Annotated in this window: 17 protein-coding genes and 1 pseudogene; 11 read left to right on the plus strand and 7 right to left on the minus strand. The window is 75.6% G+C overall.

Going from position 1 to position 17,758, the window contains the following annotated elements:
• Nucleotides 1-3 precede the first annotated feature (3 nt).
• The 7 genes from RM780_RS05750 to RM780_RS05780 all read left to right on the plus strand — a co-directional run bounded on the left by RM780_RS05750 (nucleotide 4) and on the right by RM780_RS05780 (nucleotide 7,059).
• Nucleotides 4-153 (plus strand): zinc-ribbon domain-containing protein, encoded by a 150-nt coding sequence (locus tag RM780_RS05750; protein ID WP_311629394.1) that lies wholly within the window; start codon nucleotides 4-6, stop codon nucleotides 151-153.
• Between the two features lie 3 nt (nucleotides 154-156).
• Nucleotides 157-780, plus strand: a complete 624-nt coding sequence (locus tag RM780_RS05755) for a UbiX family flavin prenyltransferase (protein ID WP_311629395.1) — start codon at nucleotides 157-159, stop codon at nucleotides 778-780.
• A 111-nt stretch (nucleotides 781-891) separates the two neighbouring features.
• Entirely contained in the window at nucleotides 892-2,511 is a 1,620-nt protein-coding gene (locus tag RM780_RS05760) for a hypothetical protein (protein WP_311629396.1), read from the plus strand.
• Between the two features lie 40 nt (nucleotides 2,512-2,551).
• On the plus strand, nucleotides 2,552-3,862 hold the full coding sequence (locus RM780_RS05765; RefSeq protein WP_311629397.1) for an amidase: 1,311 nt from the start codon (nucleotides 2,552-2,554) through the stop codon (nucleotides 3,860-3,862).
• 142 nt (nucleotides 3,863-4,004) lie between these two features.
• Nucleotides 4,005-4,730: a FadR/GntR family transcriptional regulator gene (locus RM780_RS05770; RefSeq protein WP_311629398.1), complete on the plus strand. Its 726-nt coding sequence runs from the start codon at nucleotides 4,005-4,007 to the stop codon at nucleotides 4,728-4,730.
• Nucleotides 4,731-4,924: 194 nt separating this feature from the next.
• Nucleotides 4,925-5,821 carry an alpha/beta fold hydrolase gene (locus tag RM780_RS05775; protein WP_311629399.1) on the plus strand — a complete coding sequence of 299 codons (897 nt, stop codon included), beginning with the start codon at nucleotides 4,925-4,927 and terminating at the stop codon, nucleotides 5,819-5,821.
• Nucleotides 5,818-7,059 carry an FAD-dependent monooxygenase gene (locus tag RM780_RS05780; RefSeq protein WP_311629400.1) on the plus strand — a complete coding sequence of 414 codons (1,242 nt, stop codon included), beginning with the start codon at nucleotides 5,818-5,820 and terminating at the stop codon, nucleotides 7,057-7,059. Before RM780_RS05775 ends, RM780_RS05780 begins: the two co-directional genes overlap by 4 nt.
• 69 nt (nucleotides 7,060-7,128) lie before the next feature.
• Here RM780_RS05780 and RM780_RS27950 read toward each other — a convergent pair whose 3' ends face one another.
• Nucleotides 7,129-7,248, minus strand: coding sequence for a poly(ethylene terephthalate) hydrolase family protein (locus RM780_RS27950; RefSeq protein ID WP_449657195.1), 120 nt, complete (start codon nucleotides 7,246-7,248; stop codon nucleotides 7,129-7,131).
• Nucleotides 7,202-7,687 carry a poly(ethylene terephthalate) hydrolase family protein gene (locus tag RM780_RS27955; RefSeq protein ID WP_449657196.1) on the minus strand — a complete coding sequence of 162 codons (486 nt, stop codon included), beginning with the start codon at nucleotides 7,685-7,687 and terminating at the stop codon, nucleotides 7,202-7,204. The genes RM780_RS27950 and RM780_RS27955 overlap by 47 nt, the downstream gene beginning before the upstream one ends.
• Between RM780_RS27955 and RM780_RS05785 the strand changes: the two genes are divergently transcribed.
• The gene (locus RM780_RS05785; protein ID WP_394812892.1) at nucleotides 7,584-8,564 is read left to right on the plus strand and encodes a LysR family transcriptional regulator; all 981 of its coding nucleotides are present in this window, start codon (nucleotides 7,584-7,586) and stop codon (nucleotides 8,562-8,564) included. The two genes, RM780_RS27955 and RM780_RS05785, sit on opposite strands and share 104 nt — an antisense overlap.
• A 56-nt stretch (nucleotides 8,565-8,620) precedes the next feature.
• On the opposite strand, the gene RM780_RS05790 is transcribed toward RM780_RS05785, so the two are convergent.
• Nucleotides 8,621-10,537, minus strand: a complete 1,917-nt coding sequence (locus RM780_RS05790; RefSeq protein WP_311629401.1) for an alpha/beta fold hydrolase — start codon at nucleotides 10,535-10,537, stop codon at nucleotides 8,621-8,623.
• A gap of 344 nt (nucleotides 10,538-10,881) precedes the next feature.
• On the opposite strand from RM780_RS05790, the gene RM780_RS05795 reads away from it, so the two are divergent.
• Nucleotides 10,882-11,859, plus strand: coding sequence for a helix-turn-helix domain-containing protein (locus tag RM780_RS05795; RefSeq protein WP_311629402.1), 978 nt, complete (start codon nucleotides 10,882-10,884; stop codon nucleotides 11,857-11,859).
• Between the two features lie 45 nt (nucleotides 11,860-11,904).
• Here RM780_RS05795 and RM780_RS27805 read toward each other — a convergent pair.
• From RM780_RS27805 to RM780_RS05815, 4 genes and pseudogenes are all read right to left on the minus strand, one after another.
• A pseudogene (locus tag RM780_RS27805) lies at nucleotides 11,905-12,159 on the minus strand (peptidoglycan-binding protein); the annotation flags it as partial.
• 737 nt (nucleotides 12,160-12,896) lie between these two features.
• Nucleotides 12,897-13,544 (minus strand): peptidoglycan DD-metalloendopeptidase family protein, encoded by a 648-nt coding sequence (locus tag RM780_RS05805; RefSeq protein WP_311629404.1) that lies wholly within the window; start codon nucleotides 13,542-13,544, stop codon nucleotides 12,897-12,899.
• Nucleotides 13,545-14,225: 681 nt separating this feature from the next.
• Nucleotides 14,226-14,525, minus strand: a complete 300-nt coding sequence (locus tag RM780_RS05810; protein WP_311629562.1) for a low molecular weight phosphatase family protein — start codon at nucleotides 14,523-14,525, stop codon at nucleotides 14,226-14,228.
• Complete coding sequence (locus tag RM780_RS05815; RefSeq protein WP_311629405.1) at nucleotides 14,522-14,890, minus strand: ArsR/SmtB family transcription factor; 369 nt, start codon at nucleotides 14,888-14,890, stop codon at nucleotides 14,522-14,524. Before RM780_RS05815 ends, RM780_RS05810 begins: the two co-directional genes overlap by 4 nt.
• Before the next feature lie 136 nt (nucleotides 14,891-15,026).
• Here RM780_RS05815 and RM780_RS05820 point away from each other — a divergent pair, with 136 nt between their 5' ends.
• Entirely contained in the window at nucleotides 15,027-16,400 is a 1,374-nt protein-coding gene (locus tag RM780_RS05820; RefSeq protein ID WP_311629406.1) for an FAD-dependent oxidoreductase, read from the plus strand.
• A 135-nt stretch (nucleotides 16,401-16,535) separates the two neighbouring features.
• Complete coding sequence (locus RM780_RS05825; protein WP_311629407.1) at nucleotides 16,536-17,591, plus strand: AAA family ATPase; 1,056 nt, start codon at nucleotides 16,536-16,538, stop codon at nucleotides 17,589-17,591.
• The last annotated feature ends 167 nt before the right edge of the window (nucleotides 17,592-17,758 follow it).

Here is a 17,758-nt window from a genome sequence, read left to right on the forward strand (position 1 = left end):
GTCGTGGAACGCATCTTCTGGGTCTCGTGCCCCTCGTGCCGCTTCCGGTACTCGGTCGACCACGCCCTGCGCCGGCGCGCGGACGTGACGCTGGAGTGCCCCCGCTGCCGGGACAGGTTCCCGGTCGAGTCCGCAGCCTCGATCGAGGACTGAGCCGTGCCGCCGCCGCCCGCACCGCCCGCGGCCCCGCCGCGCCGCCTGGTGGTGGCCATCACCGGGGCCAGCGGGGCCGCCTACGGCCTCACCGCCCTGCGCCTGCTGCGCGAGGACCCCGGCGTGGAGACCCACCTCGTCGTCACCCGGGGCGCCCGCGCCACCATCCGCGAGGAGCTGGGGACCCCTGTTCCCGGACTCGCGGCCCTGGCCGACGTCGTTCACAGCGAGGGCAACCTCGGCGCGAGCATCGCCAGCGGCTCCTTCCGGGCCCACGGCATGCTCGTCGCCCCCTGCTCGGTGAAGACGCTCTCGGGCATCGCCACGAGCTGTGCGGACAACCTCGTGGTCCGCGCGGCCGACGTGATGCTCAAGGAGCGCCGGCGCCTCGTCCTCCTGCTGCGGGAGACCCCGCTCCACCTGGGCCACCTGCGCCTGATGACCGCCGCCACCGAGGCCGGCGCCGTCGTGATGCCGCCGGTCCCCGCCTTCTACGCCCATCCCAAGTCCCTCGACGACATGGTCGAGTTCACCGTGGTCCGGGCCCTGGACCTCCTCGACGCCGGCACCGCGCCCATCCCGCGCTGGCGCGGCAACGACGCCCCGCCCCGCACCCCGCACCCCTGACGTGCCGGTCCCTCCCCGCACCCGCCCGGCCGGTATCACCATCCCGCTCAGCTCGCGGTCCCGTGGCCCGCGCCCGCCGTTCGCGAGCCCTCAACCCCCAAGAGGCACACAGTGGATGTCGACATAACCTCCGTACACTGGATCTATCTCGCCGGAATCGTCCTGATCATCGCCTGCATGCTGCGCCGCAAGAACGTGGTCATCCCCTCCGTTCTCGCCACGCTGCTGACCGCGACCTTCTTCTCCCACAGCCTCATCACCGGCATCGCGGCGGTCTTCAACGCCAGCCTCACCGCCGCCAAGGAGCTCTTCAGCGTCTTCCTGATCATCGCGCTGGTGACGGCGATGCTCGGCGCCCTGCGCGAACTGGGCGCCGACCGGCTGATGGTGCTGCCCTTCCGGCGCCTGATGCGCGGCGGCATCGTCAGCTTCCTCGTGCTGGCGGCCGTCAGCTACGTCATGGCCCTGTTCTTCCTGCCCACACCCTCGGTGCCGCTGCTGGGCGCGATCCTCATCCCGGTCGCGATCCAGTCCGGCCTGCCGCCCATGACGGTGGGCCTGGTCGTCGCCATCACCGGCCAGGGCATGGCCCTCTCCTCCGGCATGGTGCTGCGGTTCCTGCCGGAGATCTCGGCCAGCGCCGCCGGCGCGGACGTGGACACGGTCGCCAACCGGGCCTTCGTGATGTCCCTGCTGACGGGCGTCACCGCCCTGGTCATCACCTACGTCATGCAGCGCCGCAAGTTCCAGGAGCCCTCCGACGCGCTGCTGGAGGCCTGGGAGAGCCGCGTCTCGGACACCGGCGCCTTCGGCGGGACGCGGGGCGGCGGCGAGGCGAAGCACGGCACGGCGCGCGGTGGCGAGGCGGGGGGCGGCGCCGGGCCCGGGCGCCGCACGCCGCCGGGCGGCGCGGGCCCGGGCGCGGAGCAGGCCGGGGCAGCGGAGTCCGGCGGCCCGGAGCCGGAGGGCGGGGGAGTGGCCGTCGCCGCCCCGCCCGCGCCGGTCCTCGCGCCTCAGCGCCCCGCCGCGGCTCGGACGTTCGCGATCCTCGTCCCGGTCGCCTACCTCTGTCTCATCCTCTACCTGGCCCTGGAGAGCTTCACCGACGTCGTGGGCCACCCCGAGGGCCTGGACGCGGCGGCCCTGGTCGGCGGCGTCGCCACGCTGATCCTCTTCGCCGCGGCGATGACCAACGACCGCGGGGACAGCCTGGAGACCGCCTCCGGACACCTCATCGACGGCCTGCTCTTCGCGTTCAAGACGATGGGCGTGGTCATCCCGATCGCCGGCTTCTTCTACCTGGGCAACGGCGGCTACGCGCCCGGCATCCTGGGCATGCCCGAGGACGCCGAGGGCGGCCCCAGCCTCATCTTCGACCTGGCCACCGCCGCCCAGTCGCACCTGCCCGAGAACGGCCCGGTGCTGGCCTTCGCGATCCTCGCCGTGGGCCTGGTCGCGGGCCTGGAGGGCGCCGGCTTCGTCGGCCTGCCGCTGACCGGCTCGCTCTCGGCCGCCTTCGGCCCCGGCGTGGGCATGGACCCGGCGACGCTGGCCGCCATCGGCCAGATGGGCAACGTCTGGTCCGGCGGCGGGACGCTGGTCGCCTGGTCCTCGCTGATCGCGGTCGCCGGCTTCGCCCGGGTATCCGTCTTCGAGCTGGCCCGTCAGTGCTTCATCCCGGTCATGGCGGGGCTGATCGTCTCGACCACCGTCTCGCTGTTCATCTTCTGACGTGGAGAGCGGGGTGAAAGCGGAGAGAGGGAGAGGAACCATGCCCACCGACGACCGCGCGGGCCCGCCCGCCGGCGACCTCGCCGCGCTGGTGAACGCCCTCGCCTCCGGCCGGCTCACGGCCCGGGGCGCGGTGGAGGCGTCGCTGGAGCGCGTCGCCGCCACCGACGGCGCCCTGCGCGCCTGGGTGGAGATCGCCGCGGAGCGGGCCGTGGAGGAGGCCGGGCGCCTCGACACGGCCCCCGGCCGGGGCCCCTTGCACGGGGTACCGCTCGGGGTGAAGGACCTCATCGACGTGCGGGGCCTGCCCACCCGCTGCGGCTCGCCCCTGCGCGGCCCGCGGCCGGCGGAGGCGGACGCCGGCGGCGTGCGCCTGGCGCGCGCCGCCGGGGCCGTGCCCCTGGGCAAGACCGTGACCACCGAGTTCGGCTACTTCGCCCCGGGGCCCACCCACAACCCGCACGACCCCGAGCGCACGCCCGGCGGCTCCTCCAGCGGCTCGGCGGCCGCCGTCGCCGCGGGCGCCGTGCCCCTGGCGTTCGGCACCCAGACCGCCGGGTCGCTCACCCGGCCCGCCTCCTACTGCGGCGTGGCCGGATACGTCGCGCAGGCCGGGGAGTTCCCCCTCGACGGGATCACCGGCCTCTCCCCGGGCCTCGACCGGCTCGGCCTGCTGACCGCCAGCGTGCCCGGGCTGCATCTCGCGTGGCGGGCCCTCACCTCGGGAACGGCCGCGCCGCTGCCCGCCTGCGGACCCCCGCGGGTCCTGGTCTGGGACGGGGCGCCGCTGGGCGAGGTCCACCCGGCGATGGCCGACGCGGTCGAAACGCTCGCGGCGGCCCTGGCCCGCTCCGGCGCCCCCTGCGAACGGCTGGGCCGCGAGGGCGTGGTCCGCGAGCGTTTCGTGGCCTCCCTCGCCGCCCACCACCGGCTGATCATGGCCTACGAGGCGCGCCGCGAGCGGGCCGAACTCCTCCCGCACGCCCAGGAGGTGAGCCCACAGCTGCGGGAACTCCTGGAGGCGGGCGGGGAGATCGAGGAGGCCAGGTACCGGGGTGCGTGGGAGCGCGTGCGCGACGCGCGGGCCCCCGTGGCCGACATCTTCGGCCGCTACGACGTGATCCTGGGGCCCGCCGCCTTCGGGCCCGCGCCCAAGGGGCTGGAGTCCACCGGCTCCCCGGACCTGAGCAGGCCCTGGCAGGTCCTGGGCCTGCCCGTGGTCACCGTGCCGGGCCTGGCCGACCCCGCCGGCATGCCGCTCGGCGTGCAGGTGATCGGCCGGCACGGCGGCCAGGAGCGGCTGTTCGCGGTCGCCGCCTGGATCGAGGACGCCATCCGGGGGGCGCGGTGAGAGCGGCCCCGGACACAACTCGACTGGTAGGGTTTTCGGTTGGTAGGAGGACTGACCATGTCGTCGTACCGCCCGCGTCCCGCCCCGTGCGGCGGCGCGGAAGAAGGGGCATGCCCGGCGGCATGCAGAGGGGAGAGCGGCCGTGACAGCGCAAAACGCCCGTCCGGACGCCCGGTTCACCGCGGTCAGGCTCGGCCGCGTCTCGCGCCAGGTCGTCGAGCAGTTCCAACGGCAGCTTCGCGAGGGGAACTTGCGCCCCGGCGACCGGCTGCCCCCCGAGCGGGAGATGGCGGCCCAGTTCGGCGTGGGCCGCAACTCCGTGCGCGAGGCCCTGCGCGAACTCGACCTGCTTGGCCTGGTGGAGAGCCGGCACGGCGAGGGCACGTTCGTCTCCGCTCCCTCGCCCGAGGCGCTGATGACGCCCTTCCGTGCCGTCATCGAACTGTCCAGCACCGCGGCGGGCACGGTGATGGAGTTCCGCCGCGCGTTCGAGCCCGGGGTCGCCGCCCTGGCCGCGACCAACCTCACGGACGCGGGACGGGACCGGCTGCACGCCGCGCTCACGGACTTCGAGACCCGCGTCACCCAGGGCGTCACCGAGGTGGAGCGCGCGGACGCCGACTTCCACCTGATGACCGGCCACGCCACGGAGAACGCCGCCGTCATCGGCGTGCACACCGCCCTCTACACCCTGCTGCGGGACGTCCGTTCGCGCGTCACCTCGGCGCGCTACGGCCCCTCCGACAGCGCCGTCGCGGGCCACCGGCTGATCTACGAGGCCATCCTCGCCCGCGACCCCGAGGCCGCGGCCCGCGAGATGCGGGCCCACCTGGACGACGTCTCGGAGACGCTCGCCGACTTCTGCTGACCCCGACCTCCGCCACACCGGACTTTCGCCGACCCGGCGACGGCCGGGGCGCCCCGCGCCCCGCCGCCGCGTTCCCCAGCCCGACCCGCCCCTCCTTCCCCGCGGGCCGAAAGGTAGGTCCACCGGACCTCTGAGCCGCCCGCGCGGCCCACCCGCCGGAGAAGGAGGCCGATCCACCGAAAGGAGCGTTTGCGATGAACACCGGCAAGCGTCCTCCCGCCCCCACCGCCACGCCCGTGCGCGACCGGATCGCGGCCATCGCCGCAGAGGACCGGTTCACCTCGGGCGGCCTCGCCCACCGCGTGCTGTCCTTCGGGCCACCCACCGGGCGGGACCTCGTCTACGTCCCCGGCATCACCACCAACGCCGAGGCCGTCCACTTCATCGCCGCCGCGCTGCCCGAGTTCCGCTTCCACGTGCCCGACCTGCGCGGGCGCGGCGGAAGCGATGCGGCGGGGCCCGGCCGTTACACGCTCGGGCACTACCGCGACGACCTCGCCGCGCTGATCGCCCACCTCGGCGTCCGGGCGCCCGTGGTCGTCGGGCACTCCCTCGGTGCCCGGATCGTCGCCGCCTGGGCCGTGGACCACCCCGACGCGGCCACGGAGGCCACCGTCGTCCTGGTCGACCCGCCCACCTCCGGGCCCGGCCGCGCGCCCTACCCCATCACCCGCGCCGCCTTCCTCGCCCAGATCGACGCCGCCCGCCGCGGCGTCACGGCCGAGGAGCTGCGCGCCCACTACCCCAAGTGGCCCCCGCGCGAGCTGGAGCTGCGGACCGAACTCCTCGGCTCCTGCGACCGCACGGCCGTCTCGGAGACCCACCGCGGCTTCGAGGAGGAGGACTTCTTCCCCCTGTGGGACCGGCTCAGCGGCGATGTCACCCTCGTCCACGGCGCCGACAGCCCCATGGTGCCGCCCTCCGCCGTGGCCGAACTGGCCCGGCGCAACCCGGCCGTGCGCCTGGCCCGCGTGGACGGCGCCGCCCACATGATCCCGTGGGAGAACCTGCCCGGCTTCACCGCCGCGCTGCGCGCCGCCACGGCGGCCCCGGCGGGCGCGTCCACCAGCGGCACGACGGAGGAATCATGAAGGCGGTCATCGTCGGCGCGGGCATCGGCGGCCTGACCGCGGCGCTCGCCCTGCGCACCCGCGGCATCGCCGTGACGGTGCTCGAACAGGCCGGGCGCCTGGGCGAGATAGGCGCCGGCCTCCAGATCGGGCCCAACGCCTCCCGGGTGCTCTACCGGCTCGGCCTGGCCGAGGCCCTCGCCCCGGTCTCCCTGGTGGTGGAGGAGAGCGTCCGCCGCCGCTGGAGCTCCGGCGAGATCCTGGCCAAGACGACTCTGGGTCCCGGCGCGGCTGCCCGTTTCGGCGCGCCCTACCTGCACCTGCACCGGGCCGACCTGCACCGGGTCCTCCACGAGGCCGCCATCGACCCCCGCCGCCCCGGGCCCGTGGTCCGGGTCGAGACGGGGCGGAGGGTGGTGGGCCTGGAGGATGCCGGGGTCCGGGCACCGGCCGTGGTCACCGAGGACGGCTCCCGCTTCGGCGGCGACCTGGTCATCGGCGCGGACGGCATCCGTTCCCGCGTCCGCCGGCTGATCGGCGCGCCCGACGAGGTCCACCACTCCGGGGACATGGCCTACCGCACGCTGATCCGCCGCCCGCAGGTGGCCCGCGACCCCGTCACCCGGTGGTTCTTCGACTGGCCGGCGGCGAACTTCTGGCTCGGCGAGAACCGCCACCTGGTGGCGTACCCCGTGCGCGGCATGGAGTTCGTCAACATCGTGGCCATCGTTCCCATCGGCGAGCGGGTGCGGGAGGAGCTGCGCGCGGAGGTCCCCGCCGCCGAGATGCGCGCCCACTACGAGGGCTGGGACGAGCGGGTGGTGCGCCTGCTGGGGTACTCCGACGAGCGTGTCGTCGCCTGGGCGCTGAACTACCAGACGCCCTTCCCCCGGTGGCACCGCGGCCACGTCGCCCTGCTGGGCGACGCCTGCCACGCGATGCTGCCCTACTTCTCGCAGGGCGCCTCGCAGGCGATCGAGGACGGCGCGGTGCTGGGCGAGCAGGTGGCCAAGGCCGCGCTGGGCAAGCTCTCCGTCGCCGAGGCCCTGGCCGGGTACAGCGCCCGCCGCGCCGAGCATGCGGGCGTGGTCCAGAACGGCGCGCTGAACAACCGCGCCCTCTTCCACCTCCCCGACGGCCCCGAACAGCGCCGCAGGGACGAGAAGTTCCGCCGCCACCACCAGGAGTCGGACGTCTCCTTCGACTGGATCTACGAGGGCACCCCGCTGGAGGACGATCTCGTGGGCCAGGGCGCCTGACCCCGCACCCCCACGCGGGCCCGGCCCCCGGGCGCTGTCGCCCGGGGGCCGGAACCGTGGTGGGGCGGGTCAGTAGGAGGGGCAGGAGCTGCGGTACGCGGAGATCGTGAGGCTGGGGGTGGGCGCCGGGCAGAGGAACAGCTCATAGCGGGTGTCGTTGTCCACGAATCGCTTGGCCCACGACAGCACGTACCGGGTGAGGGGTCGGGCTGTAGGCCAGCGGCGCGCCGTGGCCGGCCCCGCGCAGCTCCAGGTAGGCCCGCTCCTCGGCGGAGGTGAGGCTGTTGTAGAACGGCTCGGCGTGCTGCCGCACGCCCGCGACCGCGTCGTTCTCCGCCCCGATGATGAGGGTGGGAGTGGTGACCCGCTGCCAGCCGCTCAGCAGCCGTCCCTTCCGGCCGCCGGACGGCGGAAGGGCCGCAGGATCGCGCCGGCGCGCCCCGGTGCCGCCCGGCGGCCGGCCGCCGAGGAAGGCTCGCGCGCCCCGGGACGAGCGCCCTCGGGCAGGGCCTAGAGTCTTCGGCGTGCCGCACCGAGACCCCGAGGAGGCCGCGGGCCCCCGCCCCGCGCAGGAGACCGCCGCGCCCCCCGCGGCCGAGGGGCTGATCGATCTCAACCTGCTGCGCACCTTCGTGGCGGTGCATCAGGCGGGCTCGTTCACCGCCGCCGGGCAGGTGCTCGGCCTCTCGCAGCCGACCGTCACGGCGCAGATCCGCACGCTGGAACGGCGCCTGGGCCGCGAGCTGTTCGAACGCCTGCCGCGGGGCGTCGCGCCCTCCCCCTACGCCGACGAGCTGGCCGCCCGCCTCGCCCCGCCGCTGGACGCGCTGACGGCCGCCGCGGGCGAGGGCGCCGGGACGGGCGCCGCGCGGCCGGGCCCGGTGCACCTGGCCGGCCCCGCCGAGGTGATGGCCGCGCGCGTCCTGCCCGAGCTGGCCCCTCTGGTCGAGGGCGGCGTGCGGCTGCGCGTCACCCTGGGCCTGACGGAGCCGCTGCTGGCCGAGCTGCGCGCCGGGCGCCACGACCTGGTGATCGCCAGCACCCGGCCGCGCGGCCGCACGCTGGAGTCCGTGCCGCTGCTCGACGAGGAGTTCGTGCTGGTGGCCGCGCCCGCGTGGGCGCGGCGGATCGGCGCCCCCGGGCGGGTGGAGGCGGAGGGCCCGGCGGCGCTGGAGCCCGTGCCCCTGATCACGTACGCGGAGGACCTGCCCATCGCGCGCCGCTACTGGCGTTACGTCTTCGGACAGCGCCTGACCCGGCAGGCCGCCGTCACGGTGCCCGACCTGCGCGGGGTCCTCGCGGCGGTCGTCGCGGGCGCCGGCTTCAGCGTGCTGCCGCGCTACCTGTGCCTGTCCGGACTGGCCTCCGGCGCCCTCGTCCCCCTGCACGTCCCCGAGGACGCCCCGCTGAACACCGGCTTCCTCGTCCAGCGCCCCGGCGTCCCCGCGAACCCCCACGTCCTCCTCGTCCGCGACCACCTGCTGCGCGCGGGCCGGACCTGGTAACGCCCGCGGCCCCCCGACCGGCGTGGGTCCGGGGGCCGCGGGTGCGAGGCGGGGGCTCAGGCCGTGGCGGCCTCCCCCGGCTCGGCCGGCGCGTCGTCCTTGTCCCCCCGCGTCCGCAGCCGCCGGGCGGCCTGGCCCAGCAGGGCCAGGCCGAGCAGCAGCGGCAGCCCGACGCGGACGAACTGGCTGCCGCCGCCCCAGGCCGTCACCGGGTGCTGGGTGGCGGTGCCGGCCACCAGGTTCCACGTGATGAGGACGGCGTTGACGAACGCCCCCGGCAGGACGCTGCCCGTCGCGCGGAAGAAGTACGTGGACAGCAGCGCGGCGACGGCCAGCATCAGCACGGCCTGGAAGGCCACGATGATCAGCAGCGGCTGCGTCGGGACGGCCAGGGTCCCGCCCGCCAGCAGCGGGACGTAGTCCACGACGATCAGCACCGCCAGCCCCGCCACGACGATGCCCGCGTTGGCCGCCATCTCCCGGCGCAGCGAGCGTTCCGCGCCGCTGGGCCTGAACTGGCCGTGCAGGACCGTCCCCAGCACCACGAAGAAGAAGGCGAACGGCAGCAGGTAGGTGAGGAAGATCCGGAAGTGCAGCGCGTCCATCAGGTGCAGTTGCGCCACCCAGATCCGGAAGTCGGTCGTGAACGCCCAGTCCGAGAAGGCCAGCAGCGCGTACAGCCCCGCCGTGACCGAGGCGGCGAAGAGCGCCGCCCGGCCCGCCTCCCGGAAGCGCAGGCCGTAGTCCGCCGCGCCCGCGCCCCGGTTGGCGCGCAGGTGCCAGACCGCCAGCAGTGCCAGGGAGATCAGGCCGCCGACGACGGCCCAGCCCATGAAGCCGGTGGTGATCAGCTGCGGGAACAGGCCGCTGACCTCGATCCGCCTATTCGTCTGGTCCTGGACCCAGAAGAACGTCACCGCGGGCAGCGCCGTGGCCACCGCGGCCGAGGCCCACCAGCCCGGGCCCCGGGGGATGCCGCGGGCCCGCGGAACGCTCCCGCGCAGCCCAGCGAAGTACGGGGTGCGCAGCAGCAGCGCGCCGAAGGGGAAGAGGAAGAGGAGGCCGCCGGCGAAGGCGACCAGCGTGCCCAGCTCCTTCAGCCACCAGATCTGGCCCGGGGCCGGGTGCCCGCCCTCCAGCGTCCTGGCCATCCAGTCGGTGGCCCGGTCCACGGCCCTGGGGTCGAAGTGCAGGCCCGGGTGGGTGTTCGCGGGCCGGTACAGGACGCGGGCCGTTCCCTCCTCGATGTCGCCGTAGACGCGGCCCTCGACGACCTCCTCCTCGGTGCCGAAGAGCGTGCGCATCTTCTCGGAGCCGTTCGCGTCGGCGGGGTTGTCCACCCCGTACATCAGCGGCGAGAACTCCTCCCAGGTGCCGTAGATGTTCGCGAGGTTGCGCGGGAACTCCGTCGTCCCGGGCGGGGCGGCCGGGAATGCCGCGTCCCCCGGCGAGGAGCCCACCAGCACCATCGACCGGTAGCCCTCGGGGAAGGCCGCCGCGGCGTTCAGCACGGTCCAGCCGCCCATCGAGTGGCCCTCCAGCCCGATGTTGTCGGTGTCCACGATGTCCAGCGAACGCAGGTACGCCAGCGCCGCCGGGCCGCCGAAGCCGTTCTGCATGGCGGGCGGGTCGGAGAAGCCGTGGCCCTGCTGGTCCAGGGCCAGCACGACGTAGCCGCGCCGCGAGTACTCGATGGCGAACGCGTCCTGGGTCTCGCGGGAGTTGATGTAGCCGTGCACGGCAAGGACGGCGGGCGCGGGATCGGCCGCGCTGACCCCGTCCGGCACATAGAGCAGGCCGGACAGCCGGCGGCCGTCCGCGCCGTTGAACCGGACGTCCTGGATGGCGACGTCGCCGCCGCTGGTCTGCGCCCACGCGGCGGTGCCGCCGCCGAGCAGGACCAGGGCGAGGGCCAGGAGGAGCAGGGCCCTGGCCCTGCCGGTGCGGGGTCTGTCCCGGGGTGGACTGTCCATGGGAATCGCGGCCTTTCTTCTTGCCTTCCGGGGGCCCGGGGCCCCCGGTCCTGCGGGGCGGCCCGCCGGGCAGCGGCGTGGGCGTCCGCCACGCCGCTGCCGACATGGCGCGCCGTTGTTCGACAATGCCGAACGCGGGCCACTCAAGCACCGCTGCCCGGCCAGGGGAAGAGCCCCAGCCATCGGATTCCCGATGCCGGCCATCACCGCGCCGATGGCGACGGGCGGGCCGCCTCCGGTGGGGGGCCGCGTCCGGCTCTACCCGCCGCCGGTCCGGCGTTCTAGCCTTGCGTTGTCCGAGGCGAGGGGCTGCCGCCCGCCACGTCGGCCCGGGGGAGCACGCGATGATCAGGACGGTATTCCACAGCGAGGACCTGCCTCCGCAGGAGCGGCTGGCCGCCTTCAACGCGGCGCAGGTGCGCAACCCCCACCCCGTGCGCTTCGGCTCGGAGCGTCCGCAGGAGTTCTGGGCCACGGCGCGGGAGCTGGACCTGGGGACGGTGAACGTCTCCGTGCTGACGTGCTCGACCGCCGAGGTGCGGCGCACGCCGAGGCTGATCCGGGACTGGGACCCGGAGCTGTGCTCCCTCGTCCTCCCCCTGCGGGGCGATGTGGCGATCGGCCAGGCCGGCCGCCAAGCCGTCCTGGAAGAAGGCGACTTCGCGGTGTACGAGAGCTCGAAGCCCTTCCGGGCCCTGGTCGGCGGCGGCTCGGGCACGGCGACGGTGGTGACCGCCCACGTGCCCCGGAGGCTGTTGTCCCACCCGGCCGGGGACGACGGCAGGCTGCTGGCGGTGCGCCTGCCCGGCCGGGACGGCGTGGGGGCGCTGCTCACCCAGTTCCTCACCGGGCTGATGGCCGGGGCCCCCACCTACCGCCCCAACGACGTTCCCCGGCTGAGCACGGTGGCGATCGACCTGCTGACCATGGCGCTTGCCCACTACGCCGACCACGGCCGCTCGGTGCCGCCCGACGCCCAGCAGCGGGTGCTCCTCGTGCGCATCCAGGCGTTCGTCCAGAGGCGCCTGCACGACCCGCTGCTGACCCCGGCCGCGATAGCCGCCGCGCATCACATATCCCTGGGCCACCTGCACCGCCTCTTCCGCGCCCAGGACACCACCGTCTCGGCGTGGATCCGCCGCCGGCGCCTGGAGCGCGCCCGCCGCGACCTGGCCGACCCGCTGCTGTGCGCGCTCCCGGTCCACCGCATCGCGGCCCGTTGCGGCTTCAAGGACCACGCGACCTTCACCCGCTCCTTCCGCGCCGCCTTCGGCGTGCCCCCGAAGGAATACCGCAGGAACGCCCTGAGCCCGGCGGCGTGAACGGCGGACGCGGCGCACCGGCGCGCGCCCGCCGCCGCGGGATCAGATGTCCCGGCCGCCGCCGGTGACCAGAAGCCGCCACGTGGTCGGGCCGGGGATGCCGTCGGCGTCCTCGCCACGCCAGCCCTGCGCCTGCTGGAAGGCGCGGGTGGCCCTGAGGTCGGCCTCGCTCCACTTCGGGCCGGGGCCCACCGTGTAGAACCGCCCGGCGCCGCGCTGGATCAGCATCCGTCCCAGCTGGGTGACGTAGGCGTTGTTCGCGCCGGGCCCGAAGTACTGGGCGCCGGGGAAGTCGCCGACGCCGCGCTCACCGCCGCTGCCGGGACGGTCGTGGAACCACCCGCTGGCCCATTCGAGCCGCTGCCGCGCGGTGGCGTTCCGGCGCGGGAACGCGGGGCAGTCGGCCTGAAGCCAGTTGGCCAGCGCCCGGCCGGGGCAGGCCGTGGAGACGTGGTCGCGGTGGCCGTTGACCTGCGCCCCCGCGCCGTGGTGGCGCAGGTAGTGGATCGTGGCCCGCCCGGCCGCGGCCATCTCCGGCCACACCGGGGTCCGGGTCCCGGCGAGGAAGCACACGGAGTAGAAGGCGCGATTGGCCTTCGCCGTGCCGTTGGCCCCCGAACGCACGCCCAGGCCCCGGCCCTCGAAGAGCACGCCGTGCATGCAGATCAGGAAGGAGTAGGCGATGTCGTTGTAGTCCTCGGTCGGGTGGTTCAGGTGTGCCCGCTGGATCCCGCGCACCCGTCCCGCGCACGAGTCGTGGTCGGGCGGGTCGATGGTGCCGGCGTTGCCCTCGTAGTGGAAGGTGACGCCCTGGGGGACGAAGTCGCGGCTGACGCCCTGCGAGGGCGCGGCGCCCCACTGCGTCCGCGTGATCAGTGTGCCGTCGAAGCGCATGTCGTTCGGTCCTCTCTGTCCGCTGGCCGGGGTGGCCCTTCGGTGTCCGGGGTTCGGCCGTCGAGGCCGGTGCGCGGGTCCCGCCCGGCCGGACGGCGGGTGGTGCCGCCCGGCCGGAACGGGGTTGCCGCGGTGGGCCGTTCTCACCAGGAGGGGTCGCGGTCCTGCCCGTAGCCGCCGCCGCGGGGGCGGTCCTCGAAGTGCAGGTGCGGGCCGGTGGTGTTGCCGGTGGAGCCCACCCGGCCGAGCCGGTCGCCGGCCTTGACCCGGTCGCCCTTGCCGACCTCGCGCCGGGAGAGGTGGCAGTAGAGGTAGTCCCGGCCGTTGTCGGCGCGCAGGCACACCCAGTTCCCGTACGAGCCGCCGTCGCCGTTGGACCACGCGATGGTGCCGTCCCGCACGGCCACCACCGGCGTGCCGGTGGGCGCGGCGTAGTCGTCGCCCGTGTGGTACCCGGCGGTGTAGGGGCCGGAGGCGCCGTAGCGGTGGCTGATGCGGTACCCGGGCACCGGGGAGGCGATCCGGCCGCCGGACCCGCCGGAGCGGTGGCCGCCGTCGGACAGGCTCAGGCGGGCGAGCGTCTGCGGCCCGGGCAGGCCGTCCGCCCCGCTGCCGCTCCAGCCCTGGGCGCGCTGGAAGGCGGCGCAGGCGGCCTTCGTCTCCTCGCCGTAGAGGCCGGTGGGACCCGAGGGGATCCTGTGGCCGCGGGAGATCAGTGCCTTCTGGAACGCGACGATGCACGTGGAGTCGGTCGCCCCGAACCTCACATGGGAAAATTCGATCGTAGCCATGACAAATGCTCCTTGGTGTGGGTGTGCTGAGGTGTGGTGCGGACCCACGCCCGGCGCGGCCCGGGTACGGCTGTGCTCGCCCCCGGAGCGCATCGCTCGGGAGGCGGCGTCGCGGCGGAGTGCGTGGGATGCCCGGCGACGCGCGCGTGGGACGCGCGGAGCTCGGGCCGTGACCGGAGCCGGCGGGGTGAGGGCACCTCCCAGCGTTAGCCGGGGGCGGCCGATGGGCCGCGCCCGCTGCCGTGGGTGAGGTGCCGACCCGCCCGGGCCGAGGGCCGGGCGGGGTGGTGACCTACGCGCCCCGGTCTGTGGCTGTCGCGGGGACCGGGCCTCCGCGGGCGGCTTCGCCGCATGTCCGTGCGACCGCGCGCCGCTGGGCCGCCGACGACATCGGCGTCCGTCCCCTCCTCGGTCCGGGCCGTCGGCGGCCCTCGGGAGCGCGGCTCCCCGTCGGCGCGGCCGGTGCCCTCAAGGGCGCGGCCGGGCGCGGACGTCTGCGGTACATGCGTGAACCCCCCCGTGCGGATGAGCCCCCACGGGATTCAGTGGCCCCCGCGGCAGCACACTCCGTAGCCTGCCGCCCCGGCGCGGGGAAATCCTTGACGCGGAATGACCTGAGCTTGACGCAGCAGCGCCTCAGTGGCGCCCGGGCGGGCGAACCCGCCGCCCGGCCGGTGGGCCTCAGGCCCCGCGTCGATCCCGGCGGTCAGGGCCTCGACGGGCCCCGACGCGCTTCCTGATCTCGTCGCGGATGGGGCGGACGGCCGCCAGGCCCTGGCCGGCGGGGTCCTCCAGGGCCCAGTCGAGGTAGGTCTTGCCGGGGAAGACGGGGCGGGTGTCGCCGCAGGACGGGCGTTCACCCACCCCTTCGCCGGCATCGCCCCCGCCTCCGTTCCCGCCTTCCTCGCCGCCCAGCTCCTCAACACCGCCGCGGGCCTGGCCCTCACCACCCTCGCCTTCGGCCGCGCGCGGGGCGGTCACGCCGCCGCGGGCGACCCGAGCAGCGCGCCCATGGCGGCCAGCACGGAGGGCTCGACGCGGTAGTAGACCCAGGTGCCGCGCCGCTCAGAGGTGAGCAGCCCGGCCTCCTTCAGCTTCCTCAGGTGGTGGGAGACGGTCGGCTGCGAGACGCCGACGTCGGAGATGTCGCACACGCAGGCCTCCCCGCCCTCGCGAGAGGCGATGGCGCTGAACAGCCGCACCCGCACCGGGTCCCCCAGCGCCTTGAACATCCGCGCCGCCCGCTCCGCCTCCTCCGGCGTGAAGGGGCGCTCGGCCAGCGGCGGGCAGCACGGCTCCACGCCCGTCGGCTGGAGCACGGGCAGCGGCGTGCGAACGTTCGACATGCGTTCATGGTGGCACATGCGGCAGCGACAGGACCAGGGTGTTTCGATCTCTGTCTATATTGACTTCCATCGAATCGGCTGCCACGCTGGCCGCGCAGGACATCGACAGACATCGAAACAGTGAGGGAGTGCCGCCATGCCGCAGCACACGCAGCTCCCCGTCGCCGTCATCGGCGCCGGACCCGTCGGACTGGCCGCCGCCGCGCACCTGGCCGAGCGCGGCATCGAGGCCCTGGTCCTCGAACGCGGCGCCCGCGCCGGGGCGGCCGTGCGGGAGTGGGGGCACGTAAGGCTGTTCTCGACCTGGGGCGAGCTCACCGACCCGGCCGCGGAGCGGCTGCTCGCCCGCACCGGCTGGACCAGGCCCGAGCCGGGCGCCTACCCGACCGGCGCCGAGTGGGCCGAGCGCTACCTCCAGCCGCTGGCCGACGCCCTGGGCGGGCGCGTCCGCTACGGCGTCACCGTCACCGGCGTCTCCCGCGCCGGGCGCGACCGCGTGGTCGACTCCGGCCGCCAGGACCAGCCGTTCACCGTCCACCTCGCCTCCGCCAGGGGCGGCGAGGACCGCAGCGCGGTGCGGGCGGTCATCGACGCCTCCGGCACCTGGTCCGGCCCCAACCCCCTGGGCGCGGACGGCTGTCCGGCCGCGGGCGAACGCGCCCTCGCCGCCGAGGGCCTGATCACCTATCGCGTCCCCGACCTGGGGGACGCGGCCGTCCGCGCGCGGTTCGCCGGGAGGCGCACGGCCGTGGTCGGCAGCGGGGCCTCCGCGTTCACGGCCCTGGCGGGCCTGGCCGGCCTCGCCGCGGAGGAGCCCGGCACGCACGCGGTCTGGGTGCTGCGCCGCGGGCTCGGCGCGAGCACCTTCGGCGGCGGCGAGGCCGACCGGCTCCCCGCCCGCGGCGCCCTGGGTCTGCGCGCCAAGGCCGCCGTCGAGGCCGGGCACGCCACCGCGCTGACCGGCTTCCGCGTCGCCGCCGTCGAACGCGGGGGCGAGGGCCTCGTCCTGGTCGCCGAGGACGGCCGCCGCTCCGCGCCGGTGGACCGGGTCGTGGCGCTCACCGGACTGCGGCCCGACCTGTCCTTCCTCTCCGAAGTCCGCCTCGGCCTGGACGAACGCCTGTCCGCGCCCGCCGCCCTGGCTCCGCTGATCGACCCCAACGTCCACTCCTGCGGCACCGTCTACCCGCACGGCGTCAAGGAGCTGTCCCACCCGGAGGAGGGCGTGTTCCTGGCCGGGATGAAGTCCTACGGCCGCGCCCCCACCTTCCTGGCCCTCACCGGCTACGAGCAGGTCCGCTCCCTCGCCGCCGCCCTCGCCGGCGACCTGGAGGCCGCCCACCGCGTGGAGCTGACCCTCCCGGAGACGGGCGTGTGCGGCGGCGCGGGCCTCTTCGACGAGACCGGGGCCGAGACCGGGGCCGGGGCCGGGGGAGCGGGAGGCGGCTGCTGCGCCCCGTCCCCGGCCCTCGTCCAGCTCGGCGCCGCCCCGGCCGCCCGCGGCTGCTGACGAAGGCGCGACGCGCGGGGGCGGCCCCGCGGCCGGAACGGGGGGCCGGCCGCGGGGCCGTGTCGCGGGGCCGTCTCGCGGGCCGGGCGCCGCCGTCCGCGTCCGGGAGGGGTCCCCGGCGGTCTCCCGCGCCCTGTGCGCCATGAGGCCCTGCGCGAGCTGCGGGACGGCGGGAGCGAGGCGTTGCGCGAGGTGCGGGAGGGGACCGACGCGGCGCTGCGGGAGGTGCGGGGGAGGACCGGGGACGCGCTCGCGGAGCTGGGCCGGGCGCGGGCCGGGTCCGCCGTGGAGCGGCTGACCGCGGAGAGCGGCGCGAAGGTCCGCGGCATGCTGGACGAGGGCCGGGCCGCGCTGCTCGACTTCGCCCTCGACGAGGCCGCCAGGCTCTTCGCGGAGCCGGCACCCCCGGTGATGGAGGTGGTCCTGCCCGGCACCGAGGCGATCCGGGTGACGGGCCACCGCCACCGCGTCCTGCCGGACGTGCTGCGCGTGCTGGACGCCCGTTGCCACGCGCTGCTGGTCGGCCCGGCCGGGACCGGCGAGTCGATGATGGCCAAGCAGGCGGCCGAGGCGCTGGGCCTGGAGTTCCAGGCCCTCTCGCTCGGGCCGACCACGCCGATGAGCAAGATCTTCGGCTACTACGACGCCGACGGCCACTACCACGCGACGCCCTTCCGCCGGGCGTTCGAACACGGCGGCCTGATGCCGCTGGTCGAGCTGGACAGCGGGCCCCCCGGGCTGCCGGCCGAGCTGAACCAGGCGCTGGCGATCGGCACCTGTGCCTTCGCCGACGGCATGGTGACCGCCCACCCCGGCTTCGGCCTGGTCGCCACGGCCAACACCTACGGCACGGGCGGCGACCGGCAGGACGTCGGCCGCCAGGCCCTGGACGCGGCGACGCTCGACCGCTTCGTCATCGTGGACGTGCCGGTGGACGAGGAGCTGGAGGAGCGGATCGCCCTGGCCCACGCGCCGGACCGGCAGGAGGAGGCGCGGGAGGTCGTCCGGGAGGTGCGCGGGCTGCGCTCCGCCGCGGCGGAGAAGCGGCTGCCGGTGACGTTCCCGCCGCACGCCAGCGTCGACGCGGCCAAGCCGCTCCAGGCCGGGGCGGACGTGGAGCAGGCGTTCCAGTGGCGGGTGGTGCGCGGGATGTCCGACGGGCACCGGGCGGCGCTGGGGATCGGCTCGTGACCGCGCCGGCCGCCGGGAGCGGCGGCGGGACCCAGCCGTGGACCCAGCCCTGGGACCGGCCGTGGACGGAGTACGCCCTGCCACCGATGTGGTCCTGGCAGGAGCTCACCGACCGGGCCCCCGCGCCCGACACCGTCCCGCGCGGCCAGGGCCGCCACAACACCGGC

It is taken from the genome of Streptomyces boetiae (genome assembly GCF_031845405.1).
In the GTDB taxonomy this organism is placed as follows: Bacteria; Actinomycetota; Actinomycetes; order Streptomycetales; family Streptomycetaceae; genus Streptomyces; species Streptomyces boetiae.